At 71.8% G+C, this 23,214-nt stretch carries 23 protein-coding genes; 13 read left to right on the top strand and 10 right to left on the bottom strand.

What is annotated here, in order from left to right:
* Positions 1-17: 17 nt before the first annotated feature.
* From OIE49_RS08100 to OIE49_RS08085, 4 genes are all read right to left on the bottom strand, one after another.
* Positions 18-878 carry an FMN-binding protein gene (locus OIE49_RS08100; RefSeq protein ID WP_326801731.1) on the bottom strand — a complete coding sequence of 287 codons (861 nt, stop codon included), beginning with the start codon at positions 876-878 and terminating at the stop codon, positions 18-20.
* Between the two features lie 73 nt (positions 879-951).
* On the bottom strand, positions 952-2,334 hold the full coding sequence (locus tag OIE49_RS08095; protein ID WP_326801730.1) for a ferredoxin reductase family protein: 1,383 nt from the start codon (positions 2,332-2,334) through the stop codon (positions 952-954).
* 73 nt (positions 2,335-2,407) lie between these two features.
* Entirely contained in the window at positions 2,408-2,875 is a 468-nt protein-coding gene (locus OIE49_RS08090) for an FMN-binding protein (RefSeq protein WP_326801729.1), read from the bottom strand.
* 7 nt (positions 2,876-2,882) lie between these two features.
* A complete protein-coding gene (locus OIE49_RS08085) occupies positions 2,883-4,235 on the bottom strand; it encodes a ferredoxin reductase family protein (RefSeq protein ID WP_326801728.1) in 1,353 nt (450 codons plus the stop codon).
* Between the two features lie 155 nt (positions 4,236-4,390).
* Between OIE49_RS08085 and OIE49_RS08080 the strand changes: the two genes are divergently transcribed.
* A complete protein-coding gene (locus tag OIE49_RS08080; protein WP_326801727.1) occupies positions 4,391-5,140 on the top strand; it encodes a response regulator transcription factor in 750 nt (249 codons plus the stop codon).
* A 2-nt stretch (positions 5,141-5,142) separates the two neighbouring features.
* Entirely contained in the window at positions 5,143-6,681 is a 1,539-nt protein-coding gene (locus tag OIE49_RS08075) for a sensor histidine kinase (RefSeq protein WP_326801726.1), read from the top strand.
* Here the strand turns inward: OIE49_RS08075 and OIE49_RS08070 are convergent.
* The 3 genes from OIE49_RS08070 to OIE49_RS08060 form a co-directional block, all read right to left on the bottom strand.
* The gene (locus tag OIE49_RS08070) at positions 6,668-7,366 is read right to left on the bottom strand and encodes a L,D-transpeptidase family protein (protein ID WP_326801725.1); all 699 of its coding nucleotides are present in this window, start codon (positions 7,364-7,366) and stop codon (positions 6,668-6,670) included. The genes OIE49_RS08075 and OIE49_RS08070 overlap by 14 nt on opposite strands.
* 3 nt (positions 7,367-7,369) lie before the next feature.
* The gene (locus tag OIE49_RS08065) at positions 7,370-7,957 is read right to left on the bottom strand and encodes a pyridoxamine 5'-phosphate oxidase family protein (RefSeq protein WP_326801724.1); all 588 of its coding nucleotides are present in this window, start codon (positions 7,955-7,957) and stop codon (positions 7,370-7,372) included.
* Positions 7,958-8,074: 117 nt separating this feature from the next.
* The gene (locus tag OIE49_RS08060; protein WP_326801723.1) at positions 8,075-8,962 is read right to left on the bottom strand and encodes a hypothetical protein; all 888 of its coding nucleotides are present in this window, start codon (positions 8,960-8,962) and stop codon (positions 8,075-8,077) included.
* A gap of 238 nt (positions 8,963-9,200) precedes the next feature.
* Here OIE49_RS08060 and OIE49_RS08055 point away from each other — a divergent pair, with 238 nt between their 5' ends.
* The 5 genes from OIE49_RS08055 (at position 9,201) to OIE49_RS08035 (ending at position 15,143) form a co-directional block, all read left to right on the top strand.
* Positions 9,201-10,394, top strand: a complete 1,194-nt coding sequence (locus tag OIE49_RS08055) for an argininosuccinate synthase (RefSeq protein WP_326801722.1) — start codon at positions 9,201-9,203, stop codon at positions 10,392-10,394.
* A 109-nt stretch (positions 10,395-10,503) separates the two neighbouring features.
* The gene (gene argH, locus OIE49_RS08050) at positions 10,504-11,931 is read left to right on the top strand and encodes an argininosuccinate lyase (RefSeq protein ID WP_326801721.1); all 1,428 of its coding nucleotides are present in this window, start codon (positions 10,504-10,506) and stop codon (positions 11,929-11,931) included.
* A gap of 73 nt (positions 11,932-12,004) precedes the next feature.
* Entirely contained in the window at positions 12,005-12,976 is a 972-nt protein-coding gene (locus OIE49_RS08045; RefSeq protein WP_326801720.1) for an aldo/keto reductase, read from the top strand.
* 92 nt (positions 12,977-13,068) lie between these two features.
* On the top strand, positions 13,069-13,635 hold the full coding sequence (locus OIE49_RS08040; protein WP_326801719.1) for a TetR/AcrR family transcriptional regulator: 567 nt from the start codon (positions 13,069-13,071) through the stop codon (positions 13,633-13,635).
* On the top strand, positions 13,632-15,143 hold the full coding sequence (locus OIE49_RS08035; protein WP_326801718.1) for an MFS transporter: 1,512 nt from the start codon (positions 13,632-13,634) through the stop codon (positions 15,141-15,143). The genes OIE49_RS08040 and OIE49_RS08035 overlap by 4 nt, the downstream gene beginning before the upstream one ends.
* Positions 15,144-15,183: 40 nt before the next feature.
* On the opposite strand, the gene OIE49_RS08030 is transcribed toward OIE49_RS08035, so the two are convergent.
* Positions 15,184-15,855: a lysophospholipid acyltransferase family protein gene (locus OIE49_RS08030; protein WP_326801717.1), complete on the bottom strand. Its 672-nt coding sequence runs from the start codon at positions 15,853-15,855 to the stop codon at positions 15,184-15,186.
* 483 nt (positions 15,856-16,338) lie between these two features.
* Here OIE49_RS08030 and OIE49_RS08025 point away from each other — a divergent pair, with 483 nt between their 5' ends.
* On the top strand, positions 16,339-17,529 hold the full coding sequence (locus OIE49_RS08025) for a glycerophosphodiester phosphodiesterase (RefSeq protein ID WP_326801716.1): 1,191 nt from the start codon (positions 16,339-16,341) through the stop codon (positions 17,527-17,529).
* Between the two features lie 228 nt (positions 17,530-17,757).
* Positions 17,758-18,255 carry a GNAT family N-acetyltransferase gene (locus OIE49_RS08020; protein WP_326801715.1) on the top strand — a complete coding sequence of 166 codons (498 nt, stop codon included), beginning with the start codon at positions 17,758-17,760 and terminating at the stop codon, positions 18,253-18,255.
* A 21-nt stretch (positions 18,256-18,276) separates the two neighbouring features.
* Here OIE49_RS08020 and OIE49_RS08015 read toward each other — a convergent pair whose 3' ends face one another.
* Positions 18,277-18,708, bottom strand: a complete 432-nt coding sequence (locus OIE49_RS08015) for a hypothetical protein (protein ID WP_326806167.1) — start codon at positions 18,706-18,708, stop codon at positions 18,277-18,279.
* 1 nt (position 18,709) lies between these two features.
* Positions 18,710-19,069, bottom strand: a complete 360-nt coding sequence (locus OIE49_RS08010; RefSeq protein WP_326801714.1) for a hypothetical protein — start codon at positions 19,067-19,069, stop codon at positions 18,710-18,712.
* A gap of 608 nt (positions 19,070-19,677) precedes the next feature.
* Here OIE49_RS08010 and OIE49_RS08005 point away from each other — a divergent pair.
* The 4 genes from OIE49_RS08005 to OIE49_RS07990 all read left to right on the top strand — a co-directional run bounded on the left by OIE49_RS08005 (position 19,678) and on the right by OIE49_RS07990 (position 23,195).
* Positions 19,678-20,724: a methionine ABC transporter ATP-binding protein gene (locus OIE49_RS08005; RefSeq protein ID WP_100567822.1), complete on the top strand. Its 1,047-nt coding sequence runs from the start codon at positions 19,678-19,680 to the stop codon at positions 20,722-20,724.
* Positions 20,721-21,458 carry a methionine ABC transporter permease gene (locus OIE49_RS08000; RefSeq protein WP_326801713.1) on the top strand — a complete coding sequence of 246 codons (738 nt, stop codon included), beginning with the start codon at positions 20,721-20,723 and terminating at the stop codon, positions 21,456-21,458. Before OIE49_RS08005 ends, OIE49_RS08000 begins: the two co-directional genes overlap by 4 nt.
* A gap of 80 nt (positions 21,459-21,538) precedes the next feature.
* Positions 21,539-22,381 (top strand): MetQ/NlpA family ABC transporter substrate-binding protein, encoded by an 843-nt coding sequence (locus OIE49_RS07995; RefSeq protein ID WP_326801712.1) that lies wholly within the window; start codon positions 21,539-21,541, stop codon positions 22,379-22,381.
* Positions 22,382-22,556: 175 nt separating this feature from the next.
* Complete coding sequence (locus OIE49_RS07990; RefSeq protein ID WP_326801711.1) at positions 22,557-23,195, top strand: GNAT family N-acetyltransferase; 639 nt, start codon at positions 22,557-22,559, stop codon at positions 23,193-23,195.
* Positions 23,196-23,214 lie beyond the last annotated feature (19 nt).

Genomic DNA, 23,214 nt, shown 5'->3' with positions numbered 1-23,214 from the left:
CCGGCCCGGACGCGGCCTCAGCCACCGGCCTTGTCCAGTGCCGACTGGAGCGACTTCTTGTAGCCGCCGCTGGTGTACGTGGCTCCGGAGACGGTGTCGATGTTCGCGTTCTGCGCGGCCACGGCCTCCTGGTTGAGCTTGGGCACGGCCAGTTCGCTCTTCTGGCCGCTGAGCCCGCCCTGCGGTGCCTGTACGGCCTCGGCCTTGGTGATCCTGCCGTCGGTGACCGTGATCCGGACCTGCACCGGGCCGTAATCGGTCTGGGCGGTCTCGCCCGTGACGGTACGGGCCTGGGCGGCTCCCGAACCGGCGGCCCCCGAGGAGGACGAACCTGACGGCGCACCGGACGAGGAACCGGACGGCGCGCCGGAGGACGAGCCGGACGGCGCGCCGGAGGACGAGCCGGACGGCGCACCGCTCGCCGTCATCCTGTCCAGTGCCGACTGGAGCGACTTCTTGTAGCCGCCGCTGGTGTACGTGGCTCCGGAGACGGTGTCGATGTTCGCGTTCTGCGCGGCCACGGCCTCCTGGTTGAGCTTGGGCACGGCCAGTTCGCTCTTCTGGCCGCTGACCCCGCCCTGCGGCGCCCGCACGGCCTCCGCCGCGGTGATCCTGCCGTCGCTGACGGTCAGCCGTACCTGCACGTCGCCGTACTCGGTCCGGGCCACGTCGCCCGTGACGGACTGCGTGCCCGTCCGCTGCGCGCCGCTGCCGCCCTGCGGTGCCTCCTGGGCCGCCGCGGTCTGCTGCGGCGCCGCGCCGGCCGCCGAGGCGGAGGCGGGGTCCGAGGCCGGCTTCAGCGACAGCAGCAGCACGATGCCGGACACGGTCGCGGCGCCGGCCAGCACGGCACGTCGGATGGGATGGCTCTTCCTCATCGCCGATGAGCTCCTGAATTCCGTGAGTCCCGTAAGTCCTGTGGTGTCCGCGGACGTTCCGCGGGCCCGTCGCTCACATCTCGAACGACTCGTGATGGATGCGGCGGGCGGGGACTCCCGCGCCGCGCAGTGCCTCGTACACCGACTGCGCGAACCCGGGCGGGCCGCACATGAAGACGTCGTGGCGGTCGATGTCGGCGATCTTGCGGCGCAGCGACTCGGCGGAGATGTCGGGGCGTTCCCCGTCCGGGCTGTTCACCGCGTACATCAGCCGGGCGCCGCGCTCGTCGGCGATCTTCGCCAACTCGCCCCACAGGGCCAGCTCCTGGGTGCTGTTGGCCCGGTACAGCAGGGTGATGTCGCCGGCCGCGCCGGGCAGCGTCTCGAACAGCGCCCGCATCGGCGTGATGCCCACCCCGCCCGCCACCAGCAGCACCTTGCCGCGGCTGCGCCGGGAAGCGGTGAGCGCGCCGTACGGTCCCTCCGCCCACACCCGGGTGCCGGGGGTGAGTTCGCGCAGCCCGGCGCTGTGGTCGCCGATCGCCTTGACGGTGATGCGCAGCAGGCCGGGGCGGGGCGCCGCAGACAGCGAGTACGGGTGGGAGGAGAACCGCATGCCCGGCGCCAGGAACCGCCAGCGGAAGAACTGCCCGGCCTCCGCGCCCATCCGGTGCAGCTTGTGGCCGGCGATCAGCACCGACACGATGCCCGGCGCCTCCTCGATCACCGCCTCCACCCGCATGCGGTGGCGCAGGTTCAGCCGGATCGGGGTGATGATCCGGTACCAGAGCACCAGCGCGGTCACCACGCCGTACAGGCCGTACCAGAAGGTCCTGGCGACCGGCTCCACGGCGAAGTCGTTGCCGGTGGTGATCTGGTGCCAGAACGTCAGGAACACCGCGGCGTAGGTGAACAGGTGCACGTGGTACCACGTGTCGTACGGCATCCGGCGGCGCACCGGGCCGATCGAGACCAGTCCGATGACCACCAGCAGACCGGTGCCGATCGCGGCCTTGCCCATGTCGGGCAACTGCTCCACGGACTCCACGGTCTGCCCCACGATGTCGCCGAGCGACTTGCCGCCGAGCAGCGCGTAGCCCCACATGGTGAGGAAGACGTGCGCGAGGACCAGGCAGAGCGTGTACCGGCCGGTCATGGCGTGCCAGCGCGCGACCCGGTCGGAGCCCACCCGCCGCTCCAGGGCGGGCACCCGCGCCATCTGGAGCACGACCAGCGCCATCAGGTAACCGGCGAGCAGGCCGGTGATCCGGCCCGCGTTCAGTACCCTCCCGGCGGTGCCGTCGATGGACGGGGTGTTCGTCCACCACAGCCAGATGACGCCGGCCGCGCCCGCCCAGACGGCGGCCAGCAGCAGGACGGCGGGGGAGCGGCGCGGCCGGATGCGGCGCATCGTCTGGCGCCGGGCGGCGCGGCCGCCTGCGAGCGTGGTGGTCACGGTTCCTCCGTGGACGGAATCAAGGGGGGCATGGTCCCTTGGCCCTGGAATACGTGCCACGACGGCCCCGCGTTCAGCGTCCGGACGAGGTTCGGCGCCCGGCCGTGTCCAGCGCGGACTGGAGCGAGCGGCGGTATCCGTCACTGGTGTACGTCGCCCCCGAGACGGTGTCGATGTCCGCGCTCTGCGCTGTCAGCGCCTCCCCGCGCAGCCGCGGGATGGCGTAGCCGCTGATCTCCCGGTCCCGGGAGTTGCCGGAGGGCCGGGCGAGCGCGGTCACGTCGGTGATCCGGCCGTCGACGAGCGTCACCCGCACCTGGACCGGACCCCACCGGGTCCGCACCGTCTCACCGGTGACGGTCCTCGTACCGCCGGCCGCGCCGGACGAGCTCGAACCGCCGGACGGGGCCGGCGCGGGGTCCGCGGCGATCCGCGGCGGCGTGTGCGGCTTGAGCGACAGCAGCATCACCAGCCCGGAGACGGTGGCGGCGCCCGCCAGCACGACGCGGCGCAGCGGACGGTTCTTCCTCAACGCGTGCAACGGGGCCTCACAGTTCGAACGACTCGTGGTGGATACGGCGGTCCGGCACCCCGGCGGCGCGCAGCACCTCGTACACGTCCCGGGCGAAGGCGTGCGGGCCGCAGATGTAGACGTCGTGGCCGGCCAGGCCGGAGACGGCGGCGCGCAGCGACTCCGGGGTGAGGCGGGGGCGTTCGCCGCGCGGGCCGTTGAGCGCGTACAGCACCCGGCCGCCGCGCCACCGCGCTATCGCCTCCAACTCGCCGCCCAGGGCCAGGTCCTCGGCCGTGCGCGCCCGGTACAGCAGGGTGACGTCGCCGGGCAGCGTCTCGAACAGGGCGCGCAGCGGAGTGATGCCGACCCCGGCGGCGATCAGCAGGGACCGGTGCGAGGTGCGCCGGTCGGCGGTCATCGCCCCGTAGGGACCCTCCGCCCACACCCGGGTGCCCGGCCGCAGCAGCGGCACGGCCGCGCTGTGGTCGCCGAGGGCCTTCACCGTGATGCGCAGCAGGTCCGGACGGGGCGGAGCCGACAGGGAGTACGGCGTCGAGGTCCAGCCCATGCCCTCGGCGAGGAACCGCCAGCGGAAGAACTGGCCCGGCCGCGCGCCCAGTTCGTCCAGCCGGTGGCCGCGCACGACGACGGAGTACACGCCCGGCGCCTCCTTGTGCACCGCCTCGACGCGCATCCCGTGGCGCAGGTTGAGGCGCACCGGGACCAGGATCCGGAACCACACCACCAGGGCCGCGACGCCCAGGTACAGCGCGTACCAGAAGGCCGTGGCCAGGGCGTGGCCGGTGAACTCGGAGCCCAGCGCCACCTGGTGGCCGAAGGCCAGGAACACGGCGGCGTAGGTGAGCAGGTGCGTGTAGTACCAGAACTCGTGGCTGGTCCGGCGGCGCACCGCGCGCGCCGAGGTGACACCGACCGCGAACAGGATCACGGTCCCGGCGCCAGCCTTCAGCATCTCCGGGTAGTCCAGCACCACCGTGACCGCCTCGCGCAGGACGGAGGAGCCGTCCTGCGCGGCGTACCCCGCGAGGATCAGCACCACGTGCACGACCAACAGGCACACCGTGTAGCGGCCGGCCATCGCATGCCAGCGCGCCACCCGGTCCGAGCCGATCCGGCGCTCCAGCAGCGGCACCCGCGCCATCAGGCCCACCAGCACCGCGCACGCGTACCCGCACAGCAGGCCTGCGATCCGTCCGGCGCCGGTCAGCAGGCCCGCCGTCCCCACGACGGAGTCCGTGTCCTGCCACCACAGGAGGAGCACCGCGGCGGCTCCCGCCCACAGCAGCGCCAGCACCGCGCCCGCGGGGGAGCGCCGGCGCGCCACCGGCACCGGCGGTGCCGCCCGCCGCTCGTACACCGTGGTCATCCGCTCTCCCGTCCCTTCGCCGGTCCAGGACGCCACTGTGCGGGGCGAACCTCTGAGACAGCTCTGAGCCGCGGGCGGTGTGGCCCCACTCACAGGAAACTCAGAGGGGCCCTCCCTCGCCGCACGGGCCGGTGACCGGCGATGCTGGAGGGGCCATGGACACCTCCCGCCCGAGCCCTCCCGGCCTGCCCGCCCTCACCCGCCTCGACGGCACCCCCGTGCGCGTCCTCGTCGTCGACGACGACCCCGACCTCGCCGAAGTGCTGTGCGGAGCCCTGCGTTACCAGGGCTGGGAGGTGCGCGCCGCGGGCGACGGGGCCTCGGCCGTCGCCGCGGCCCGCGAGGCGCAGCCGGACGCCGTCGTGCTCGACGTGATGCTCCCGGACACCGACGGTTTCGCCGTGCTGCGCGAACTGCACACCGTGCAGCCGGACGTCTGTGTGCTCTTCCTCACGGCGCGGGACGCGGTGGAGGACCGTATCGCGGGGATCACCGCGGGCGGCGACGACTACGTGACCAAGCCGTTCAGCCTGGAGGAGGTGGTCGCCCGGCTGCGCGGACTGCTGCGCCGCGCCGGCATGGCCCGGCAGCCGGCCGACGGCCCGCGACTGACCGTGGGCGACCTGGCCATGGACGAGGACGCCCGCGAGGTCACCCGGGCCGGAGAGCTGATCGAACTGTCCCCGACCGAGTTCGAGCTGCTCCGCTTCCTCATGCACAACCCGCGCCGGGTGCTGAGCAAGGCGCAGATCCTCGACCGTGTGTGGTCCTACGACTTCGGCGGCCGGGCCCATGTGGTGGAGCTGTACATCTCCTATCTGCGCAAGAAGGTGGACGCCGGACGCGCACCCATGATCCACACGGTGCGCGGGGCCGGGTACGTCCTGAAGCCGGCGGCACGGTGACCGTGACACGGAGCGGAACGACACCGCGGATACGGCGGCTGCCCCGGCCGCGCACCCTGCGGGCCCGGCTCACCTTCGGCCTGGTGGTGCTGCTGGCCGTCGCCTGCGCCGCCGTCGGCGTGGCCGCGGTCCTCGAACTGAACGGCTTCCTCACCGGCCGGATCGACCAGCAGCTCCAGCAGACCGGGCCGGGCTTCCCGGAGAGCCTGGAGCACGGCACCGCCACGCCGGCCAAGCCCTCGGACCACGACGGCGACGAGCGCGGCGACACCCGCCGCCAGGCCGCCGGCACCTTCGGCGCCCGCCTCCTCGGCGGCACGGTGACGCACGCCGCCGTCGTCCCCTCCGGGTCCCGTCCCGGTTTCGGCGTCACCCTCACCGGCGCCGACCGCGGCGCACTGGCCGCGCTCCCGGTGGACCGCGGCGGACACACCGTGCGCCTGTCCGACCTGGGCGAGTACCGGCTGGCGGCCTGGCCGGGCCGGGACGGCGACGTGCTGGTCACCGGGCTGCCGATGGCGCAGGTGCGGGCCGCGGTCCACCGGCTGGAACTGGTCGCCGGGACCGTCTCGGGGCTCGCCCTGGCCGCCGCCGGGGTGGCCGGCGCCCTCTGGGTGCGCTGGTCGCTTCGCCCGCTGACACGGGTCGCGGAGACCGCCGCCCGGGTCAGCGAGCTGCCGCTCGCCAGCGGCGAGGTCGCGCTGCCGCCCCGCGCGCCGCGCGCCGACCCGCGCAGCGAGGTCGGGCGGGTCGGCGCCGCCTTCAACCGGATGCTCCACCACGTCGAGGACGCGCTGACCAAACGGCACGCCAGTGAGGAACGGCTGCGCGGCTTCGCCGCCGACGCCAGCCACGAGCTGCGCACCCCGGTCGCCACGGTGCGCGGCCACGCCGAACTCGCCCTGCTGCACCCGGGACCGGTGCCGCCCGAGGTCACCCGGGCCCTGGAACGCATCGCCGCCGAGTCCGCTCGCATGGGCGAGATGGTCGACGAGATGCTGCTCCTGGCCCGGCTGGACGCCGGGCGTCCCCTGGAGCGCCGCCCGGTCGATTTGACCCGCCTGGTCCTGGACGCGGTGACGGACGCCAGGGCGGCGGGTCCGGAGCACCGCTGGACGCTCGAGCTGCCGGAGGAACCGGTGACGGTGACCGGTGACGCCCACCGGCTCCAGCAGGTGCTGGCCAACCTGCTGGCCAACGCGCGTGCGCACACACCCGCGGGCACCGGGGTGACGGTGTCCCTGGACCTGGAATCCGGAGGTGAGCCGGCCCCGGAGGGTGCCGCCGTGGCCGTCCTGCGGGTGCACGACGACGGGCCCGGCGTCCCCGAGGAGGTCCAGCCCGGTGTCTTCGAGCGCTTCACCCGGGCCGACCGCCGCCGCACCGACTCCTTCGGCGGCGCCGGGGCGGGCCTCGGCCTGTCGATCGTGGCGGCCGTGACGGAGGCCCACGGCGGCGGTGTCGGGCTGGACAGCCGCCCCGGCTCCACGGCCTTCACCGTCCGGCTGCCGGCGGACGGCGGCGGGGTCAGTAACGGCTGATCGCGGTCGCCCCGCCCGCCGTGCCGATCGCGGTGTGCGGCCGGCGCGCGGGATCCGCCCACGCCAGGATCCGCCGCATGGCCTCCCGGGGCACGGACACACAGCCGGCCGTCGCCCCGCGCCCGTTGACGTGCAGGAAGATCCCCGCTCCCCGGCCGCGCACCGGACGGGAGTAGTTGAAGCCGATGACGAGCGCGTGCGCGTACTGCGTGGGGTACTCCACCAGGTGCTCGGACGCGGCGGCCCGGCAGTCGGCGGGACGCGGCTGGGTCCACCGGTTGTAGGAGCGTGAGTCGTTGTCCTGGCACCACCAGGACTCCGGGCCCACCCGCCGGTACCGCAGCCGGGTCCCGCCCGGTGCGGCGTCGGTCCCGAAGGCGAACGGCAGGCGGTACAGCCCGGTCGGCGTCGTGTTCGTGTCCTGCCGCCGTGCCGTCCCCTCGACGAGGCCCTTCGCGCCGAACCTTGCCGGTGCCGAACCGGCCCGCACCCAGTGCCCGCCGCGCAGGTCCCACCAGGTGACCGTGCCCGTGGTGGCGCCGGTGCCGGCCGCCTGAGCGGTGATCAGCTGGGTGCCGCCGCCGGTGTCGCGCAGCCGGGCCGGCAGCGGCACCTCGCCCGCGGGCACGGCACCGAGCGAGAGCAGGGACAGGGCGGCGAGGATCGCGGCGGCACCGGGACGCATGGATCAGACCGTAGACGGCGGCAGCGGCAACGGCAGCCCGGGCAGTCCGTCCAGGCTGGTGGCCACGTGCTCCTTCCGGGTGAAGTAGTCGCTCAGCGAGGCGTCGTCCTCGCGCGCGAAGCGCCTGCCGTGCAGATCGCGGTCCGCCTCGTACGCCATGAAGGGCACCGCGTACCCGCAGGTGTCCCGTACGAGTTCGGCGTGCACGACGATGATCGCGCGCAGTCCGTGCCGGGCCGGGTCGATGTCGGGGAAACGGGTGAGGAGTTCGCCGAAGCGCGGGTCGTCGCGGAAGACGGGCTCGCCCCGGCCGTGGACGCGCACGATGCTGGGCGGGCCCTGGAAGGCGCACCACATCAGGGTGATCCGGCCGTTCTCACGCAGGTGGGCGATGGTCTCCGCGTTGGACCCGGCGAAGTCCAGGTAGGCCACGGTGCGCTCGTCGAGCACCGCGAAGGAGCCCGTGAGGCCCTTGGGGGACAGGTTGACCGTGCCATCGCCGGAGAGCGGGGCGGTCGCGGTGAAGAACAGGGGCTGCTGCTCGATGAACGTACGCAGCCTGCCGTCTATGCGCTCATACGTCTTTCCCATGTCCAACGATTATCGGGGGAAGTTCTTTCGCTTGTCTAAGGAATTGCGGCCTCCGCTCGCCCCACCGTGGCCGCCCCGGCCGGCGCTTCCTCGGGGCGGCCACGGCTGCCTGTCACCTCACTTGGTGAGGGTGCAGGCGGCCAGGGAGTCCAGGCCCTGCGGTTTGGCCGCGGTACGTCCGATGGAGATGGCGATCCGGTCGATGGTGGCCACGCGCTTGTCCTTGAGCGGGCCGAGGATGGCGTTCTGCACGAAGTTGGGCCCGCCCTGGCCGACGGTGTCGACCAGGCGCTTGTCGGCCTCCTGGAGCTGGGTGTCCAGCAGGGCGAGGTTGCGGTCGATCTCGGCCTGGGCGGAGGCGGGGACCGCGGGGAGCTGCGACCTCACGTCCGGGCAGGTGATGGTTCCCGCCGCCGTGCCGGTGCCGGCGTTGCCCGTGTTGCCGCCTGTGTTACCGGCGTTGCCTGTGTTGCTGTTGTTTCCTGTCGCCGCGCCCGCCGCGCCCGCCGCGCCCGCCGCGTTGCCGTCGTTGCCGCCGACGGTGCCCGTCACGCCGCCCTGGTTCAGGGTGCAGGGCGCGAGCGCGTCCAGGCCCTGCGGCTTGGCCGCGGTACGTCCGATGGAGATGGCGATCCGGTCGATGGTGGCCACGCGCTTGTCCTTGAGCGGGCCGAGGATGGCGTTCTGCACGAAGTTGGGCCCGCCCTGGCCGACGGTGTCGACCAGGCGCTTGTCGGCCTCCTGGAGCTGGGTGTCCAGCAGGGCGAGGTTGCGGTCGATCTCGGCCTGGGCGGAGGCGGGGACCGCGGGGAGCTGCGACCTCACGTCCGGGCAGGTGATCGTGCCGGGGCTCGCCAGGGTCCGGGCGTTCTGGGCGCCGCCCTGCCCGGACGTCTCCCCGGCCAGCGCGGAACCGGCGATGACCGCGCCGGAGAGCACCACTGCGGCCGCGCCGCCGATGAACGCGACGCGGCGCTTGTCGTACTTCGGAAGAGCCCTGGACATGGGGGTGCCTCACTCGGGTCGGGGGATGGGTCGGGGGATGGGACGTGGCAAACGCGGCGCCTGCGTTCGAACGAGAGATACGGGAAAGCGGTTGCCCTTGTTCAAGGAGTGACGACGGAATTCTGAAAACACCTTTCGAAACCCCCCTGACGCCAGGACACGCCCGCCGGAGATTGACGAACCATGCAGAGTTCTGCATACTCATGCATGTCAGCGAATGCAGTGTGAGGAGAATCCCGTGACCGAGCGCGTCGTACTCGCCTACTCGGGCGGTCTGGACACCTCCGTCGCCATCGGCTGGATCGCCGAGGAGACGGGCGCCGAGGTCATCGCCGTTGCGGTCGACGTCGGCCAGGGCGGCGAGGACCTGGACGTCATCCGCAAGCGCGCGCTCGCCTGCGGTGCTGTCGAGGCCGAGGTCGCCGACGCCAAGGACGAGTTCGCCGACGAGTACTGCCTCCCGGCGATCAAGGCCAACGCCCTCTACATGGACCGCTACCCGCTGGTCTCCGCGCTGTCGCGGCCGACGATCGTCAAGCACCTCGTCGCCGCCGCCAACAAGCACGGCGCCGGCATCGTCGCCCACGGCTGCACCGGCAAGGGCAACGACCAGGTCCGCTTCGAGGCCGGCATCGTCGCCCTCGCCCCCGGCCTGAAGTGCATCGCCCCGGTCCGCGACTACGCGATGACCCGAGACAAGGCCATCGCGTTCTGCGAGGAGAAGGACCTCCCGATCGCGACCACCAAGAAGTCCCCGTACTCCATCGACCAGAACGTCTTCGGCCGCGCCGTGGAGACCGGCTTCCTCGAGGACATCTGGAACGCGCCGATCGAGGACATCTACGAGTACACCCAGAACCCGGCCGTCGCCCGCGAGGCCGACGAGGTGATCATCACCTTCAAGGAGGGTGTCCCGGTCGCCATCGACGGCAAGCCCGTCTCCGTCCTCCAGGCCATCCAGCAGCTCAACGAGCGCGCCGGCGCCCAGGGCATCGGCCGGATCGACATGGTCGAGGACCGCCTCGTCGGCATCAAGTCCCGCGAGGTGTACGAGGCTCCGGGCGCCATCGCCCTGATCACCGCCCACCAGGAGCTGGAGAACGTCACCGTCGAGCGCGAACTCGCCCGCTACAAGCGGCAGGTCGAGCAGCGCTGGGGCGAACTGGTCTACGACGGCCAGTGGTTCTCCCCGCTCAAGCGCGCCCTGGACGGCTTCATCAACGAGGCCAACCAGCACGTCTCCGGCGACGTCCGCATGACCCTGCACGGCGGCCGCGCGGTCGTCACCGGCCGGCGCTCCCAGGAGTCGCTGTACGACTTCAACCTCGCCACCTACGACACCGGCGACACCTTCGACCAGGCCGCCGCCAAGGGCTTCATCGACATCTACAGCCTGTCGTCGAAGATCGCCGCCAAGCGCGACCTCGTCTGAGCGGGTAAGCGCGTACGGGTCCCCTCATACGCATCAGCCTGACAGCCGCCTCCTCACCTGCAAGGGTGGGGAGGCGGTCGCACAGAGACACTTCCGAGGAGCAACGCAAGTGAGCAGCAACAGCGGTGAAGTACGGCTCTGGGGCGGCCGTTTCGCCGACGGTCCCGCCGAGGCCCTGGCGAAGCTGTCCGCGTCCGTCCACTTCGACTGGCGCCTCGCGCCCTACGACATCGCCGGCTCCCGCGCCCACGCGCGCGTGCTGCACAAGGCCGGGCTGCTCGACGACGACGAACTGCGGCGCATGCTCGCCGGCCTCGACCGGCTGGAGGCGGACGTCGCCGACGGCTCCTTCACCGGCACCATCGCCGACGAGGACGTGCACACCGCCCTGGAGCGCGGCCTGCTGGAGCGCCTCGGCGCCGACCTCGGCGGCAAGCTGCGCGCCGGCCGGTCCCGCAACGACCAGGTCGCCACCCTCTTCCGGATGTACCTGCGCGACCACGCCCGGATCATCGGCGCTCTGATCGCCGACCTCCAGGACGCGCTCATCGGCCTGGCCGAGGCCCACCCGGACGTGGCCATGCCCGGCCGCACCCACCTCCAGCACGCCCAGCCGGTCCTGTTCGCCCACCACGTCCTCGCGCACGTCCAGTCCCTGTCGCGGGACGCCGAGCGGCTGCGCCAGTGGGACGAGCGCACGGCCGTGTCGCCGTACGGCTCCGGCGCCCTGGCCGGTTCCTCCCTCGGCCTGGACCCGGAGGCGGTGGCGCGGGACCTCGGCTTCGAGCGCGGCAGCGCCGGCAACTCCATCGACGGCACCGCCTCCCGGGACTTCGTCGCGGAGTTCGCCTTCGTCACCGCGATGATCGGTGTGAACCTCTCCCGGATCGCCGAGGAGGTCATCATCTGGAACACGAAGGAGTTCTCCTTCGTGACCCTGCACGACGCCTTCTCCACCGGCTCGTCGATCATGCCGCAGAAGAAGAACCCGGACATCGCCGAGCTGGCACGCGGCAAGTCCGGCCGGCTGATCGGCAACCTGACCGGCCTGCTCGCCACCCTCAAGGCCCTGCCGCTCGCGTACAACCGCGACCTCCAGGAGGACAAGGAGCCCGTCTTCGACTCCTGCGACCAGCTGGAGGTCCTGCTGCCGGCCTTCACCGGCATGATGGCCACCCTCACCGTGCACCGCGACCGCATGGAGGAGCTGGCCCCGGCCGGCTTCTCGCTGGCCACCGACATCGCCGAGTGGCTGGTCAAGCAGGGCGTGCCCTTCCGCGTGGCGCACGAGGTCGCCGGCGAGTGCGTGAAGGCCGCCGAGGCCGAGGGCAAGGAGCTCGACGAGCTGACCGACGAGCAGTTCGCCAAGATCTCCGCCCATCTGACGCCCGAGGTGCGTACCGTCCTCAACGTTCCCGGCGCCCTCGCCTCCCGCAACGGGCGCGGCGGCACCGCCCCGAGCGCGGTCGCCGTGCAGCTCGCCGAGGTCAAGGCGGACGTGGCGGCGCAGCACCAGTGGGCGGACGCCAGAAAGTAGTCCGCCCGCCTCCGGGGGCCTCGCGGGTTACGTTGGTCTACAGCCGTAAGGAAGCGACCGGACGGAGCCCGCGATGCCCTTCGCCAGACTGGCCTCGGCCACGACCCCCACGTGCCACATCGGTCTGGGGCTGGCCGCCGTCGGGCGTCCTGGGTACATCAACCTCGGCCGCGAGAAGGACCTCCCGGCCGACCGCACCGTGGACGCCCTGCGCGAGCGCACCCGTGAACTCCTGGACGCCGCCTACGCGCAGGGCGTCCGCTACGTCGACGCCGCGCGCTCCTACGGCCGTGCCGAGGAGTTCCTCGCCGACTGGCTCAGGTCCCGCCCCGACGCCGACGACGTCGTCGTCGGCAGCAAATGGGGCTACACCTACACCGCCGACTGGACCACTGACGCCGACCGGCACGAGGTCAAGGACCACAGCCTCGCCACCTACGAGCGGCAGCGCGCCGAGACCGCCGGACTGCTCGGCGACCGGCTCGACCTCTACCAGATCCACTCGCTGACCCCGGACAGCCCCGCGCTCACCGACAAGGAACTCCACGCCAGGCTGGCCGAGGCCGCCGCGGGCGGCCTCACGATCGGCTTCTCCACCAGCGGACCCGCACAGGCCGACACCGTCCGCGCCGCGCTCGCCGTGACGGTCGACGGCGCCCCGCTCTTCCGTACCGTCCAGTCGACGTACAACGCCCTGGAGACCTCCGCCGGTCCCGCCCTCGCCGAGGCGCACGACGCCGGACTGACGGTGATCGTCAAGGAGGGCATGGCCAACGGGCGGCTCGCCGAGCCGAACGCCCCCGAGCCGCTCAAGTCGGTCGCCCGCGAGACGGGCCTGGGCTGCGACGCGGTCGCCCTCGCCCTGATCCTGCGCCGGCCGTGGGCCGGTGTGGTCCTGTCCGGCGCCGCCACCCCGGGCCAGCTCGCCTCCAACCTGCATGCTCCGGCCGTCGACCTCGACGAGGACCAGCTCGCCCGCCTCGGCGCTCTGGCCGAGGAACCCCGGGCCTACTGGGAGCGGCGCGGGCGGCTTCCCTGGCACTGAGCGTCCCGGCGAGACCCTCTTCCAGCAGGCAGCAGTGAGACGCGTACGCCTTTTGTGAGACATCAATGTCTCATGTGAGGTACTGTTGTCTCATGGCTGTCGATCGTGACCACGTGCTGCGCAGCGCAGCGACCCTGCTCGCCCACAAGTCCACCGCCACCATGGACGAGGTCGCCAAGGCGGCCGGGATCAGCCGGGCCACGCTGCACCGCCAGTTCGCCGGACGCGACTCGCTCGTCAGGGCGCTGGAGGCGCTCGGCATCGCCGAGTGCGAGGCCGCCCTCGACGCGGCCCGCCTCGGGGAGGGGCCGGCCGGTGACGCCGTACGGCGTCTGGTCCGTGAGATCGAACCGGCGGCCGGGCTGCTCTCCTTCCTCTACACGGAGAACCAGCTGTTCGAGGGCGAGGAGCAGAACGAGGGCTGGGCCCGGCTCGACGAGCGCATCTCCGAGGTCTTCCGGCGCGGCCAGCTCAGCGGCGAGTTCCGTATCGACCTCACCCCCGCCTGGCTCACCGAGGCACTCTTCGGGCTCATCGCCTCCGGCGCCTATGTCGTGCTGAGCGGCAAGGTCGCCCCCAAGGACTTCCACCACATGATCACCGAGCTGCTGCTCGGCGGCGCACTGCGCACGGACACATCACGGAACGAGGAATCATGACCAGCACCCTGCAGCCGGCTCGCGCGGCGGAGGTGGAGCAGCGGCCGGGCCGCTGGCTCGCGCTCTCCGTCCTCGTGCTCGCCGTGCTGCTGGTGGCCGTCGACGCGACCGTCCTCGGTCTCGCGACCCCCTTCATCAGTGAGGACCTCAGGCCCTCGGGCACCCAGCTGCTGTGGATCGGCGACGTCTACTCGTTCGTCATCGCCGGACTGCTCGTCTCCATGGGCAGCCTGGGCGACCGCATCGGCCGCAAGCGCATCCTGCTCGGCGGCGCCACCGCGTTCGGCGCGGTCTCCGTGCTCAACGCCTACGCCACCACACCGGAACTCATGATCCTGGCCAGGGCGCTGCTCGGCGTCGCGGGCGCCACCCTGATGCCGGCCACGCTCGCCCTGATCCGCAACCTCTTCCACGACCCGCGCGAGCGCAGCCTCGCCGTCGGCATCTGGGGCGCCACCGCCTCCGGCGGCACGGCCGTCGGCCCGATCGTGGGCGGCCTGCTGCTCGAACACTTCTGGTGGGGCTCGGTCTTCCTCATCAACCTGCCCGTGATGGCCGTCCTCGTCCTGGTCGGCCTCAGGACCCTGCCCGAGTCCCGCAACCCCGACCCGGGCCCGTGGGACCTGGTGAGCGTCGTGCTGTCGCTGGCCGGTGTCGTCGGCGTCGTCTACGCGGTCAAGGAGGCCGCCGCAGGAGGGTTCACCTGGCCGGTCCTGGCCACGGGCGCGCTGGGCGCGGCCGCGCTGTACGGCTTCGTCCGCCGCCAGCTCACGCTGCCGAAGCCGCTGCTGGACATGCGGCTCTTCCACAGCCGGGGGTTCTCCGGCGCCGTCCTCGCCGACCTGCTGACCGTGCTCGGCATGTCCGGTCTGGTGTTCTTCCTGTCCCAGTACCTGCAACTCGTCCAGGGCAGGCGTCCGTTCGAGGCGGGCCTGGCCGAACTGCCCGCCGCCGCGGGCGCGGTGGTGGCCGGACTGCTCGCCGGGCGGGCGGCCCGGCGCTTCTCGGTGCGGAGCGTGGTCTCCGGCTCGCTGGCCGCCATCGGACTGGGGCTGGCCGTGCTGACGACGATCGGGGAGACCACCGGCTACCCGCTGCTGGGCGCGGCCCTGCTGGTGGTCGGCGTCGGCGCCGGCTTCTCCTTCACGGTGACCGCCGACGTGATCCTGTCCAGTGTGCCCAAGGAGCAGGCGGGCGCCGCCTCGGCGGTCTCCGAGACGGCGTACGAACTGGGCGCGGCCCTCGGCATCGCGCTGCTGGGCTCCATCGTGACCGGCGTCTACCGCGGCTTCACCGGCCCGGGGGGCACGCCGACGGCCGCCCACGAGTCGCTGGGCGGCGCGGTCGAGGCGGCGGCCAGCCTGCCGGCGCGCGCCTCGGAGGCCCTGCTCCACGCGGCCAGGGAGTCCTTCGTGCACGGCCTGCACCTGGCGTCGGGAGCGGGAGCGGCGGTACTGCTGGCGACGGCGGTCGCGGCGTGGTTCCTGCTGAAGGGCCAGAAGCTCTGAACCCGGCCGACCGCCGGAACCCGGCCCGGCCGGCGACGGCCTACGCTGCCTTCGCCTTGGTCGCGTAGATGTCGACGTACTCCTGTCCGGACAGGCGCATGACCTCCGCCATCACCGAGTCGGTCACGGCCCGCAGGACGTACCGGTCCCGGTCCATGCCCTCGTACCGGGAGAACTCCATCGGCTCACCGAAGCGGACGGTGACGCGGCCCGGCCTGGGCAGGCCCGTGCCGCCCGGCTGGAGCTTGTCGGTGCCGATCATGGCGAACGGGACCACCGGCGCCCCGGTCATCAGGGTGAGCCGGGCGATGCCGGTGCGGCCGCGGTACAGGCGGCCGTCGGGGGAGCGGGTGCCCTCGGGGTAGATGCCGAACATCCGGCCCTCCTCCAGGACCCGGCGACCGGTCATCAGCGCGGCCACCCCGCCCCGGCCGCCGTCACGGTCGACGGGGATCATGCCGACGCCGGTGAAGAACCAGGCCATCAGCCGGCCCTTGAAGCCCTTCCCGGTGACGTACTCGTCCTTGCCGATGAAGCAGACCTGACGGTTGCAGACCAGCGGCAGGATCATCGAGTCGATGAAGGTCAGGTGGTTGCCGGCGAGGATCACCGGGCCGTCGCCCGGAATACGCTCCGCGCCCTCCACCTGGGGGCGGAACATCAGGCGCATGATCGGACCGAGCACTGCCTTGATGAGCACGAAGCGGGACAACGGGCCCTCCGGTGTCTGGAGATGTCGAGGGATTGTTCATGAGTCTGTGCAGGTGAGGACGATACTCGCGGCCCCGGGCCGAATGCACATCGGGCTCACCGGCTCTTACTCACTGTTGACATACGTTTACCTGCGACGAAGGTGTGTTTCGCCCCGGTCACCCGAACGGAGCGATGTGATGGAGGTCGCTCGCCGTCCGGGAGGGGAACGGATGTCCGACGTGTCCGCCTTCGGCGGGCCGGCCGCGCCGCGGGACCGCCCCCCCGCACCCGAGTACGCCTTCCCGGGACGGGGCGTGACATGCCGACGGATCGTCACCCGTTCGGCCCACGGCGCCCGTTGTGTCCCCTACGGCCTCCCGTATCCCGTGCGGCCTGCGGCGACACCCGGCGTCACGCGGGTGTTCGCCACGCGGTCTCCCGTCCGTCATCGGTGCGCACCTACGATCGGCGCGCACGGACGACACGAGACCAGGAGGCGGTCATGGGTACGCGGGAGTCGGACGAGCAGGGACGCGGGACGGGACGCCGGGCCGTGCTCGGGGCCGTGGTGCTGGGCGCGGGCGGAGCGGTACTCGGACTGCCCGGCGCGGCCGGAGCCGCCCAGGGCGAGGGCGGCGGCCATAAAGGCGGCGGGCTGAAGAGCCTGCCCGTGCCGACCATCGTCGGCCACCGGGGCGCCAGCGGCTACCGGCCCGAGCACACCTTCGGCTCCTACGAGCTGGCCCTCGACCTCGGCGCCCATGTCGTCGAGGCCGGTGACCTGGTACCGACGAAGGACGGTCACCTCGTGTGCCGGCACGAGCCGGAGATCGGCGGCACCACGGACGTCGCCGACCACCCCGAGTTCGCCGCCCGCAGGACCACCAAGACCCTGGACGGGGTGCCCACCACCGGCTGGTTCACCGAGGACTTCACCCTCGGCGAGCTGAAGAGGCTGCGCGCGGTCGAGCGCATCCCGGCCAACCGCCCCCACAACACCCTCTACAACGGCCGGTGGGAGATCCCCACCTTCGAAGAGGTCCTGAAGTGGCAGGACGAGCAGACCCGCAAGCGCGGCCGGCAGGTGTGGATCTACCCCGAGACCAAGCACCCGACGTACTTCCGCAAGCTGGGCCTATGCCTGGAGGAGCGGATCGCCGCGCTGCTGCGCAAGCACGGCAAGGACAGGAAGGACTCCCCGGTCATCCTCCAGTCCTTCGAGCCGACCAGCATCCAGCGGCTGAACCGGCTCGTCGGCAACCCGCTCGTCGTGCTGCTGTCGGACGCCGGCAGCCGTCCCTGGGACTTCGTCGAGACGGGCGACCGGCGCACGGTCGCCGACCTCGTGACGCCCAAGGGCCTGAAGGAGATCGCCTCCTACGCGCAGGGCATCGGCCCGACCGTCGACCTGGTCGTCCCCAGGGACGCGGACGGCAACCTCACCAGGCCGAGCACCCTCGTCCGGGACGCGCACGCCGCGGGTCTGATCCTGCACCCCTACACCGTCCGCAACGAGAACCCGTTCCTGCCGCCGAAGTTCCGCAAGGGCACCGCGGCCGACGCCTACGGTGACGTCCTCGGCGTGTTCCAGGCCTACTTCGTCACCGGCATCGACGGCATCTTCACCGACAACGCCGACACCGGACTGCTCGCCCGCGAGGACTTCCTGAGCGGCCGGCACGGCAACCGCTGAATACCGCCGCCCCGTTCGGGGCGCACCACGGCCGTCCCGGCAGCCCACGCCGGGACGGCCGCGTCGTTTCCGGTGAGTTGGGTATCTCACAGGGCAACCCGGTCCTGGAACATTCCGGTTGTCCGAGATGCCCCGTAAAGGCGACTCGGACGGGAGGTTGCGGCCCGCGCGGCGCGGGGATAGGAGTGGGGAACGACCGGCGATCAAGTGAGCGGGAGGCATGCGCACATGGGCATGAGCGTGACCATCTCTGCGGCGGCCGAACAGGACGCGGAGCAGATCTTCAGGCTGCAGTACCTCTGCTTCCAGAGCGAGGCCGCGCTGTACGGCAACTACCGCATCGCCCCGCTCGTCGAGAGCCTCGACGCGATCCGTCACGAGCTCACCGCGGACTGCGTCTTCGTGGCGCGCCTCGGCGACGAGGTGGTCGGCTCGGTGAGCGGCCGGGTGACCGAGGACGGCGCGGCCCTCATCAGCAAGCTCTGCGTGCACCCGCGCCTCCAGGGGCACGGCATCGGCGCCCGGCTGCTGCGCGCGGCCGAGTCCGCGCTGGCCCAGGAGCACGGCGCCACCAGGTTCCGGCTGCACACCGGGCACCGCAGCGAGGGCAACCTGCGCCTGTACCGGCGTGTGGGGTACCAGGCGGTCGGCACCTCCCAGGGCGCCGACGGGGTACTGATGATCGTCCTGGAGAAGCCCGACGTCAGCTACGCGGCGACCGCGTAGCACCGGCGGCCGGGACCCGGCTCAGGCGGCCTGCGGCTGCTGCTTCCGCGCCTTGCGCAGCCAGTACAGGGCCGACAGCGGAAGCAGCACCGGGATGAAGACGTAACCCCGGCCGTAGTCCGACCACACGGTCGCGTCCGGGAACGCGGACCGGTCGAGCAGCGTCCAGGTGCCGACCGTCAGCACGCCCACGAGCTCGGCGACGCAGCACGCCAGCGCGGCCCTGCGCGCCTTCTCCCCGCCGCGCACCAGCGAGTACGTGATGAAGCCGTACACCACTCCGGCCACCGCGGACAGCGAGTAGGCGAGCGGGGCCCGGTCGAACTCGGTGGCGATCTGGTAGACGGAGCGGGACACCGCGCCGACGACCATCACGCCGTACAGCCAGACCAGCAGGGTGCCCGGACCGCTGGTGAGCCGCTGTCCCGCCGGCTTCTCCTCCACGGCGCTCATCTCACCTTCCCCAGATGTCATAGAGCCGCACCTCCAGGACGGCGAGGACCACTCCGCCCGCCGCGGCCGTCACCGAACCCCAGCGCGTCCGCTCGGTCAGCGACATGAGCCCGGCCGCCGGGACGCACGCGAAGGCTCCCAGCAGATACGCGACGAAGATTGTCGTGCCCTGCGACGGCTTCTCGCCCCGCACCAGCGCCACGACCCCGATCACCAGCTGGACCAGGGCCAGCAGCGACACCACCGCCATCCCGATGAAGTGCCAGTCCTTCGTCGGCTGGTCACGGTAGGCCGCCCAGCCGCACCAGGCGGCGAGCAGCAGCGCGGCGACGCCGGTCACCAGCGTCAGGACATCAAGCATGCCGCCGAGCCTATTACGGGGCGAACGGCCCGCCGCGCCCGGCCCGTACCGGCGCATCCGGACTGCCCGCCGGTACGACACCCCTCCTGCGGCGCCGTGGCGTTGGCCACAGTGCGGTGGGCGCCCTGCCCGCCCCGACGGTTCGGACGGGTGCCCGCAGGCCTTGTCCGTGCTGGTCATCGGCGCGAAACCCCAGGTCCGTGCCGCCCTACCCGGGTGTCCACGCGTGTCCAGCATGCGGACAGCGATGCCCCTCGGGGTCCATGTCTCTGGTTTACTGACCGCATGACCACGACGAGCGACCGCACCCCTGCGACCGAGGCGACTGTGCCGCCCGGTGCTCGTTGTATGTGTCCTGTACGTCGAATGTGCGCCTTCTAGAGGGCCCCTGCACCCGCTGAGCCTCGCGCCCCGAAGCGAGAGCCCGCTCATGTCCATACCCGCGTCCGGTCCGTCCGGAGCGCGTGACTGAGCCACGCCCCCGCGCACACGTTTCTCCCGGTTTGAGCACATCTGCGAGAGTCGTGCCGCGTTCTGGCGCCCCCGACCATGAATGCCGTGCCCGGCGCCCACGACGCGCCGCGCACACGACAGTGACGGAAACCCACGTGATCACCACATCGGGCCTCACCAAGGTCTACAGTTCGCGCGGTCGTGAGATCACCGCGCTCGACGGTGTCGACCTGCACGTCCGCGAGGGCGAGGTGTACGGCGTCATCGGCCAGTCCGGCGCCGGCAAGTCCTCGCTCATCCGCTGCGTCAACCTGCTGGAGCGCCCCACCTCCGGCACGGTCACCGTCGCCGGGCAGGACCTCACCGCCCTGGCCGGCCGCGGCCACCGGGCGGGCAAGGAGCTGCGGCGGGCGCGCAGCCGGATCGGCATGGTCTTCCAGCACTTCAACCTGCTGTCCTCGCGCACCGTCCAGGACAACGTCGAACTGCCCCTGGAGATCCTCGGCACGTCCGGGAAGGAACGTTCCCGCAGGGCGCTCGAACTCCTCGACCTCGTCGGCCTCGCCGACAAGGCGCGCGCCTACCCCGCGCAGCTCTCCGGCGGCCAGAAGCAGCGCGTCGGCATCGCCCGCGCCCTCGCAGGCGACCCCAAGGTGCTGCTGTCCGACGAGGCCACCAGCGCCCTCGACCCGGAGACCACCCGCTCCGTGCTCCAGTTGCTGCGCGACCTGAACCGGCAACTCGGCCTGACCGTCCTGCTCATCACGCACGAGATGGACGTCGTGAAGTCCGTCTGCGACTCGGCGGCGCTCATGGAGAACGGCCGCATCGTCGAGTCGGGCACGGTGACCGAACTCCTCGCCACCCCGGGCTCCGAACTGGCCGCCGCGCTCTTCCCGGTCGGCGGCGAGGCCTCCGCCGACGACCGGACCGTCATCGACGTCACCTTCCACGGCGAGAGCGCCACCCAGCCCGTCATCTCGCAGCTGTCCCGCACGTACAACATCGACATCTCGATCCTCGGCGCCGCCATCGACACGGTCGGCGGCCTCCAGGTCGGCCGGATGCGCATCGAACTGCCCGGCCGCTACGAGGACAACGTGGTGCCCATCGGCTTCCTGCGCGAACAGGGCCTGCAGATCGACGTCGTCGACCACACCCCGGCCGTCCGGCCGGAGCTGGTGAAGGATGGTGCCAAGTGACCTGGTACGAAATGCAGCCCCTGCTGTCCCAAGCCAGTTGGGACACCCTCTACATGGTCGGCTGGTCCACGCTCATCGCCGTCGTCGGCGGACTGCCCCTCGGCGTCCTGCTGGTCCTCACCGACCGGGGCGGGCTGCTCCAGAACGTGGTCGCCAACAAGGTGATCGGGCAGGTCGTGAACATCACCCGCTCGATGCCGTTCATCATCCTGATGGTGGCCCTGATGAGCTTCACCCGCTTCGTCACCGGCACCACGATCGGACGTGAGGCCGCCATCGTGCCACTGGCCATCGGCGCCATCCCCTTCTTCGCCCGGCTCGTCGAGACGTCCGTCCGCGAAGTGGACGGCGGCCTGGTCGAGGCCGTCCAGTCGATGGGCGGCAACACCTGGACCATCGTCCGCAAGGTCCTCGTCCCCGAGTCCCTGCCCTCGCTGATCGCCGGCACCACCACCACGATCGTCGCCCTCATCGGCTACTCCGCGATGGCCGGCACCGTCGGCGCCGGCGGCCTCGGCGACATCGCCATCCGCTACGGCTACCAGCGCTTCGACACCCAGCTCATGTGGATCACCGTGGCCATCCTCGCCGTGGTCATCTCGGCCATCCAGTTCGCCGGCGACGCCGCCGCCCGCGCCCTGCACCGCCGTTCCGGCCGCTCCGGCCCCGGGCCGAGGCTGCGGCTGCTCAAGGCCGGCGAACCCGCGGCCACCGGCGTCGGCAAGGCCGCCTGAAGCTTTCTCCTCCCATCTCCCCGTGTCCGGGGCCGCATCCCCCTATCCGGGATCGCACCACCAAAGGAAAGGCACTTTTCGTGCGTAACACCACCAAGATCACCGCCGCTGTCCTCGCCGCCGGAGCCCTCACCCTCGGGCTCACCGCCTGCGGCTCCGGCTCGGACTCCGGCTCCTCCAAGGCCGACGCGAACGCCACGCTGACCGTCGCCGCCACCCCCACCCCGCAGGGCGAGATCCTCGCCTACGTCAAGGACCACCTGGCGAAGAAGGCCGGCCTGAAGCTGGAGGTCAAGGAGTTCACGGACTACGTGACCCCCAACACGGCAGTCCAGCAGGGCCAGGTCGACGCCAACTACTTCCAGCACAAGCCGTACCTCGACGACTTCAACAAGAAGAACGGCACCGACGTCGTGCCGGTCCCCGGCGGCACGGTGCACCTGGAGCCGCTCGGTGTCTACTCGCAGAGCGTCAAGAAGCTGGACGACCTGAAGAAGGGCGCCACCGTCGCGCTGCCCAACGACACCACCAACGAGGCCCGCGCCCTGAAGCTGCTGGAGGCCAACGGCGTCATCAAGCTGAAGGCCGGAGCCGGATACGACGCGACCCCCAAGGACATCGCCTCCAACCCGAAGAACCTCCAGTTCAAGGAGCTGGAGGCGGCCCAGCTGCCGCGCTCCCTCGGTGACGTCGACGCCGCGGTGATCAACGGCAACTACGCGCTCGAGGCCAAGCTCAGCCCGGCCAAGGACGCCATCGCGGCCGAGTCCGCCAAGGGCAACCCGTACGCCAACTTCCTCGCCGTGAAGAAGGGCAACGAGAACGACCCGCGGGTCAAGAAGCTCGCCCAGCTCCTCACCTCGCCCGAGGTGAAGAAGTTCATCGAGGACAAGTACGACGGCGCGGTCGTCCCCGCGTTCTGATCCGCGCGACCGTCACCCGCACGACGCACGGGGTCCGCGCCCTCACCGGGTGGGGGCACCCCCACGCCGTTCCGGCGGTGGGGGAGGACCCCGTAGTGCGGTTCGGTGCTTTCATGCTGCATGCTGGGCAGTTCAGCAGGCCCTGACGGTTCTTCCGAAGGTTACGGAGCGGCGCATGAACAGCACCTTCCCCAACATCTCCATCAGCACGGAGCGGTTGGTGCTGCGTCCCCTCGAGGACGACGACGTACCCGCACTGGCCGCGATGATGAACGACGAGCAGGTCGCGGCCTGGACCGACGTCCCCCAGCCCTTCAGCGAGGACGGCGCCCGCACCTGGATCACCGAGTACGCCCCCGCCGAGCGCACCGCGGGCCGGGGTCTCGACCTCGCCGTCACCGAGTTCCTCACCCAGCGGCTGGTCGGCGTCGTCCAGCTGACCAAGGCCGACTGGCACCTGCGGTCCGCCGAGCTGTCGTACATCGTCGCGCCCTGGGCACGCGGCGAGGGATACGCCGCCGAAGCCGCGCTCGCGACCGCGCAATGGCTCTTCGGGGACCAGAAGTTCGAACGCATCGAGCTGCGCACGGCCGCCGACAACACCGCCTCCCAGCAGGTCGCCCAGAAGATCGGCTGCATCAGCGAGGGCGTCCTGCGCAACGCCTGCATAGCGCACGTCCGCACCGAGGACGGCACCTGGACCGACCTGCGCACCGACTTCATCGTGTGGAGCCTGCTGCCGGAGGACCTGGAGGGCGCCGGCGAGCAGTTCGCCGAGTCCGGCGGCTACACCTCCTTCCCGGAATGGAACTGAGCCGTCCGGATCCGCGGGC

The sequence above is a fragment of the Streptomyces sp. NBC_01788 genome (genome assembly GCF_035917575.1).
GTDB lineage: Bacteria > Actinomycetota > Actinomycetes > Streptomycetales > Streptomycetaceae > Streptomyces.
This window is presented reverse-complemented; position numbering and strand designations above follow the sequence as displayed.

Bases quoted from the DNA above. Each gene is read 5' to 3' on its own strand.
- OIE49_RS08080 (WP_326801727.1), top strand. From the start codon at position 4,391: ATGGACACCTCCCGCCCGAGCCCTCCCGGCCTGCCCGCCCTCACCCGC.
- OIE49_RS08060 (WP_326801723.1), bottom strand. From the start codon at position 8,962: ATGTCCAGGGCTCTTCCGAAGTACGACAAGCGCCGCGTCGCGTTCATC.
- OIE49_RS08025 (WP_326801716.1), top strand. From the start codon at position 16,339: ATGGGTACGCGGGAGTCGGACGAGCAGGGACGCGGGACGGGACGCCGG.
- OIE49_RS08085 (WP_326801728.1), bottom strand. From the start codon at position 4,235: ATGACCACGGTGTACGAGCGGCGGGCGGCACCGCCGGTGCCGGTGGCG.
- OIE49_RS08045 (WP_326801720.1), top strand. From the start codon at position 12,005: ATGCCCTTCGCCAGACTGGCCTCGGCCACGACCCCCACGTGCCACATC.
- OIE49_RS08010 (WP_326801714.1), bottom strand. From the start codon at position 19,069: ATGCTTGATGTCCTGACGCTGGTGACCGGCGTCGCCGCGCTGCTGCTC.
- OIE49_RS08100 (WP_326801731.1), bottom strand. From the start codon at position 878: ATGAGGAAGAGCCATCCCATCCGACGTGCCGTGCTGGCCGGCGCCGCG.
- OIE49_RS08070 (WP_326801725.1), bottom strand. From the start codon at position 7,366: ATGCGTCCCGGTGCCGCCGCGATCCTCGCCGCCCTGTCCCTGCTCTCG.
- OIE49_RS08020 (WP_326801715.1), top strand. From the start codon at position 17,758: ATGGGCATGAGCGTGACCATCTCTGCGGCGGCCGAACAGGACGCGGAG.
- OIE49_RS08035 (WP_326801718.1), top strand. From the start codon at position 13,632: ATGACCAGCACCCTGCAGCCGGCTCGCGCGGCGGAGGTGGAGCAGCGG.
- OIE49_RS08015 (WP_326806167.1), bottom strand. From the start codon at position 18,708: ATGAGCGCCGTGGAGGAGAAGCCGGCGGGACAGCGGCTCACCAGCGGT.
- OIE49_RS07990 (WP_326801711.1), top strand. From the start codon at position 22,557: ATGAACAGCACCTTCCCCAACATCTCCATCAGCACGGAGCGGTTGGTG.
- OIE49_RS08065 (WP_326801724.1), bottom strand. From the start codon at position 7,957: ATGGGAAAGACGTATGAGCGCATAGACGGCAGGCTGCGTACGTTCATC.
- OIE49_RS08040 (WP_326801719.1), top strand. From the start codon at position 13,069: ATGGCTGTCGATCGTGACCACGTGCTGCGCAGCGCAGCGACCCTGCTC.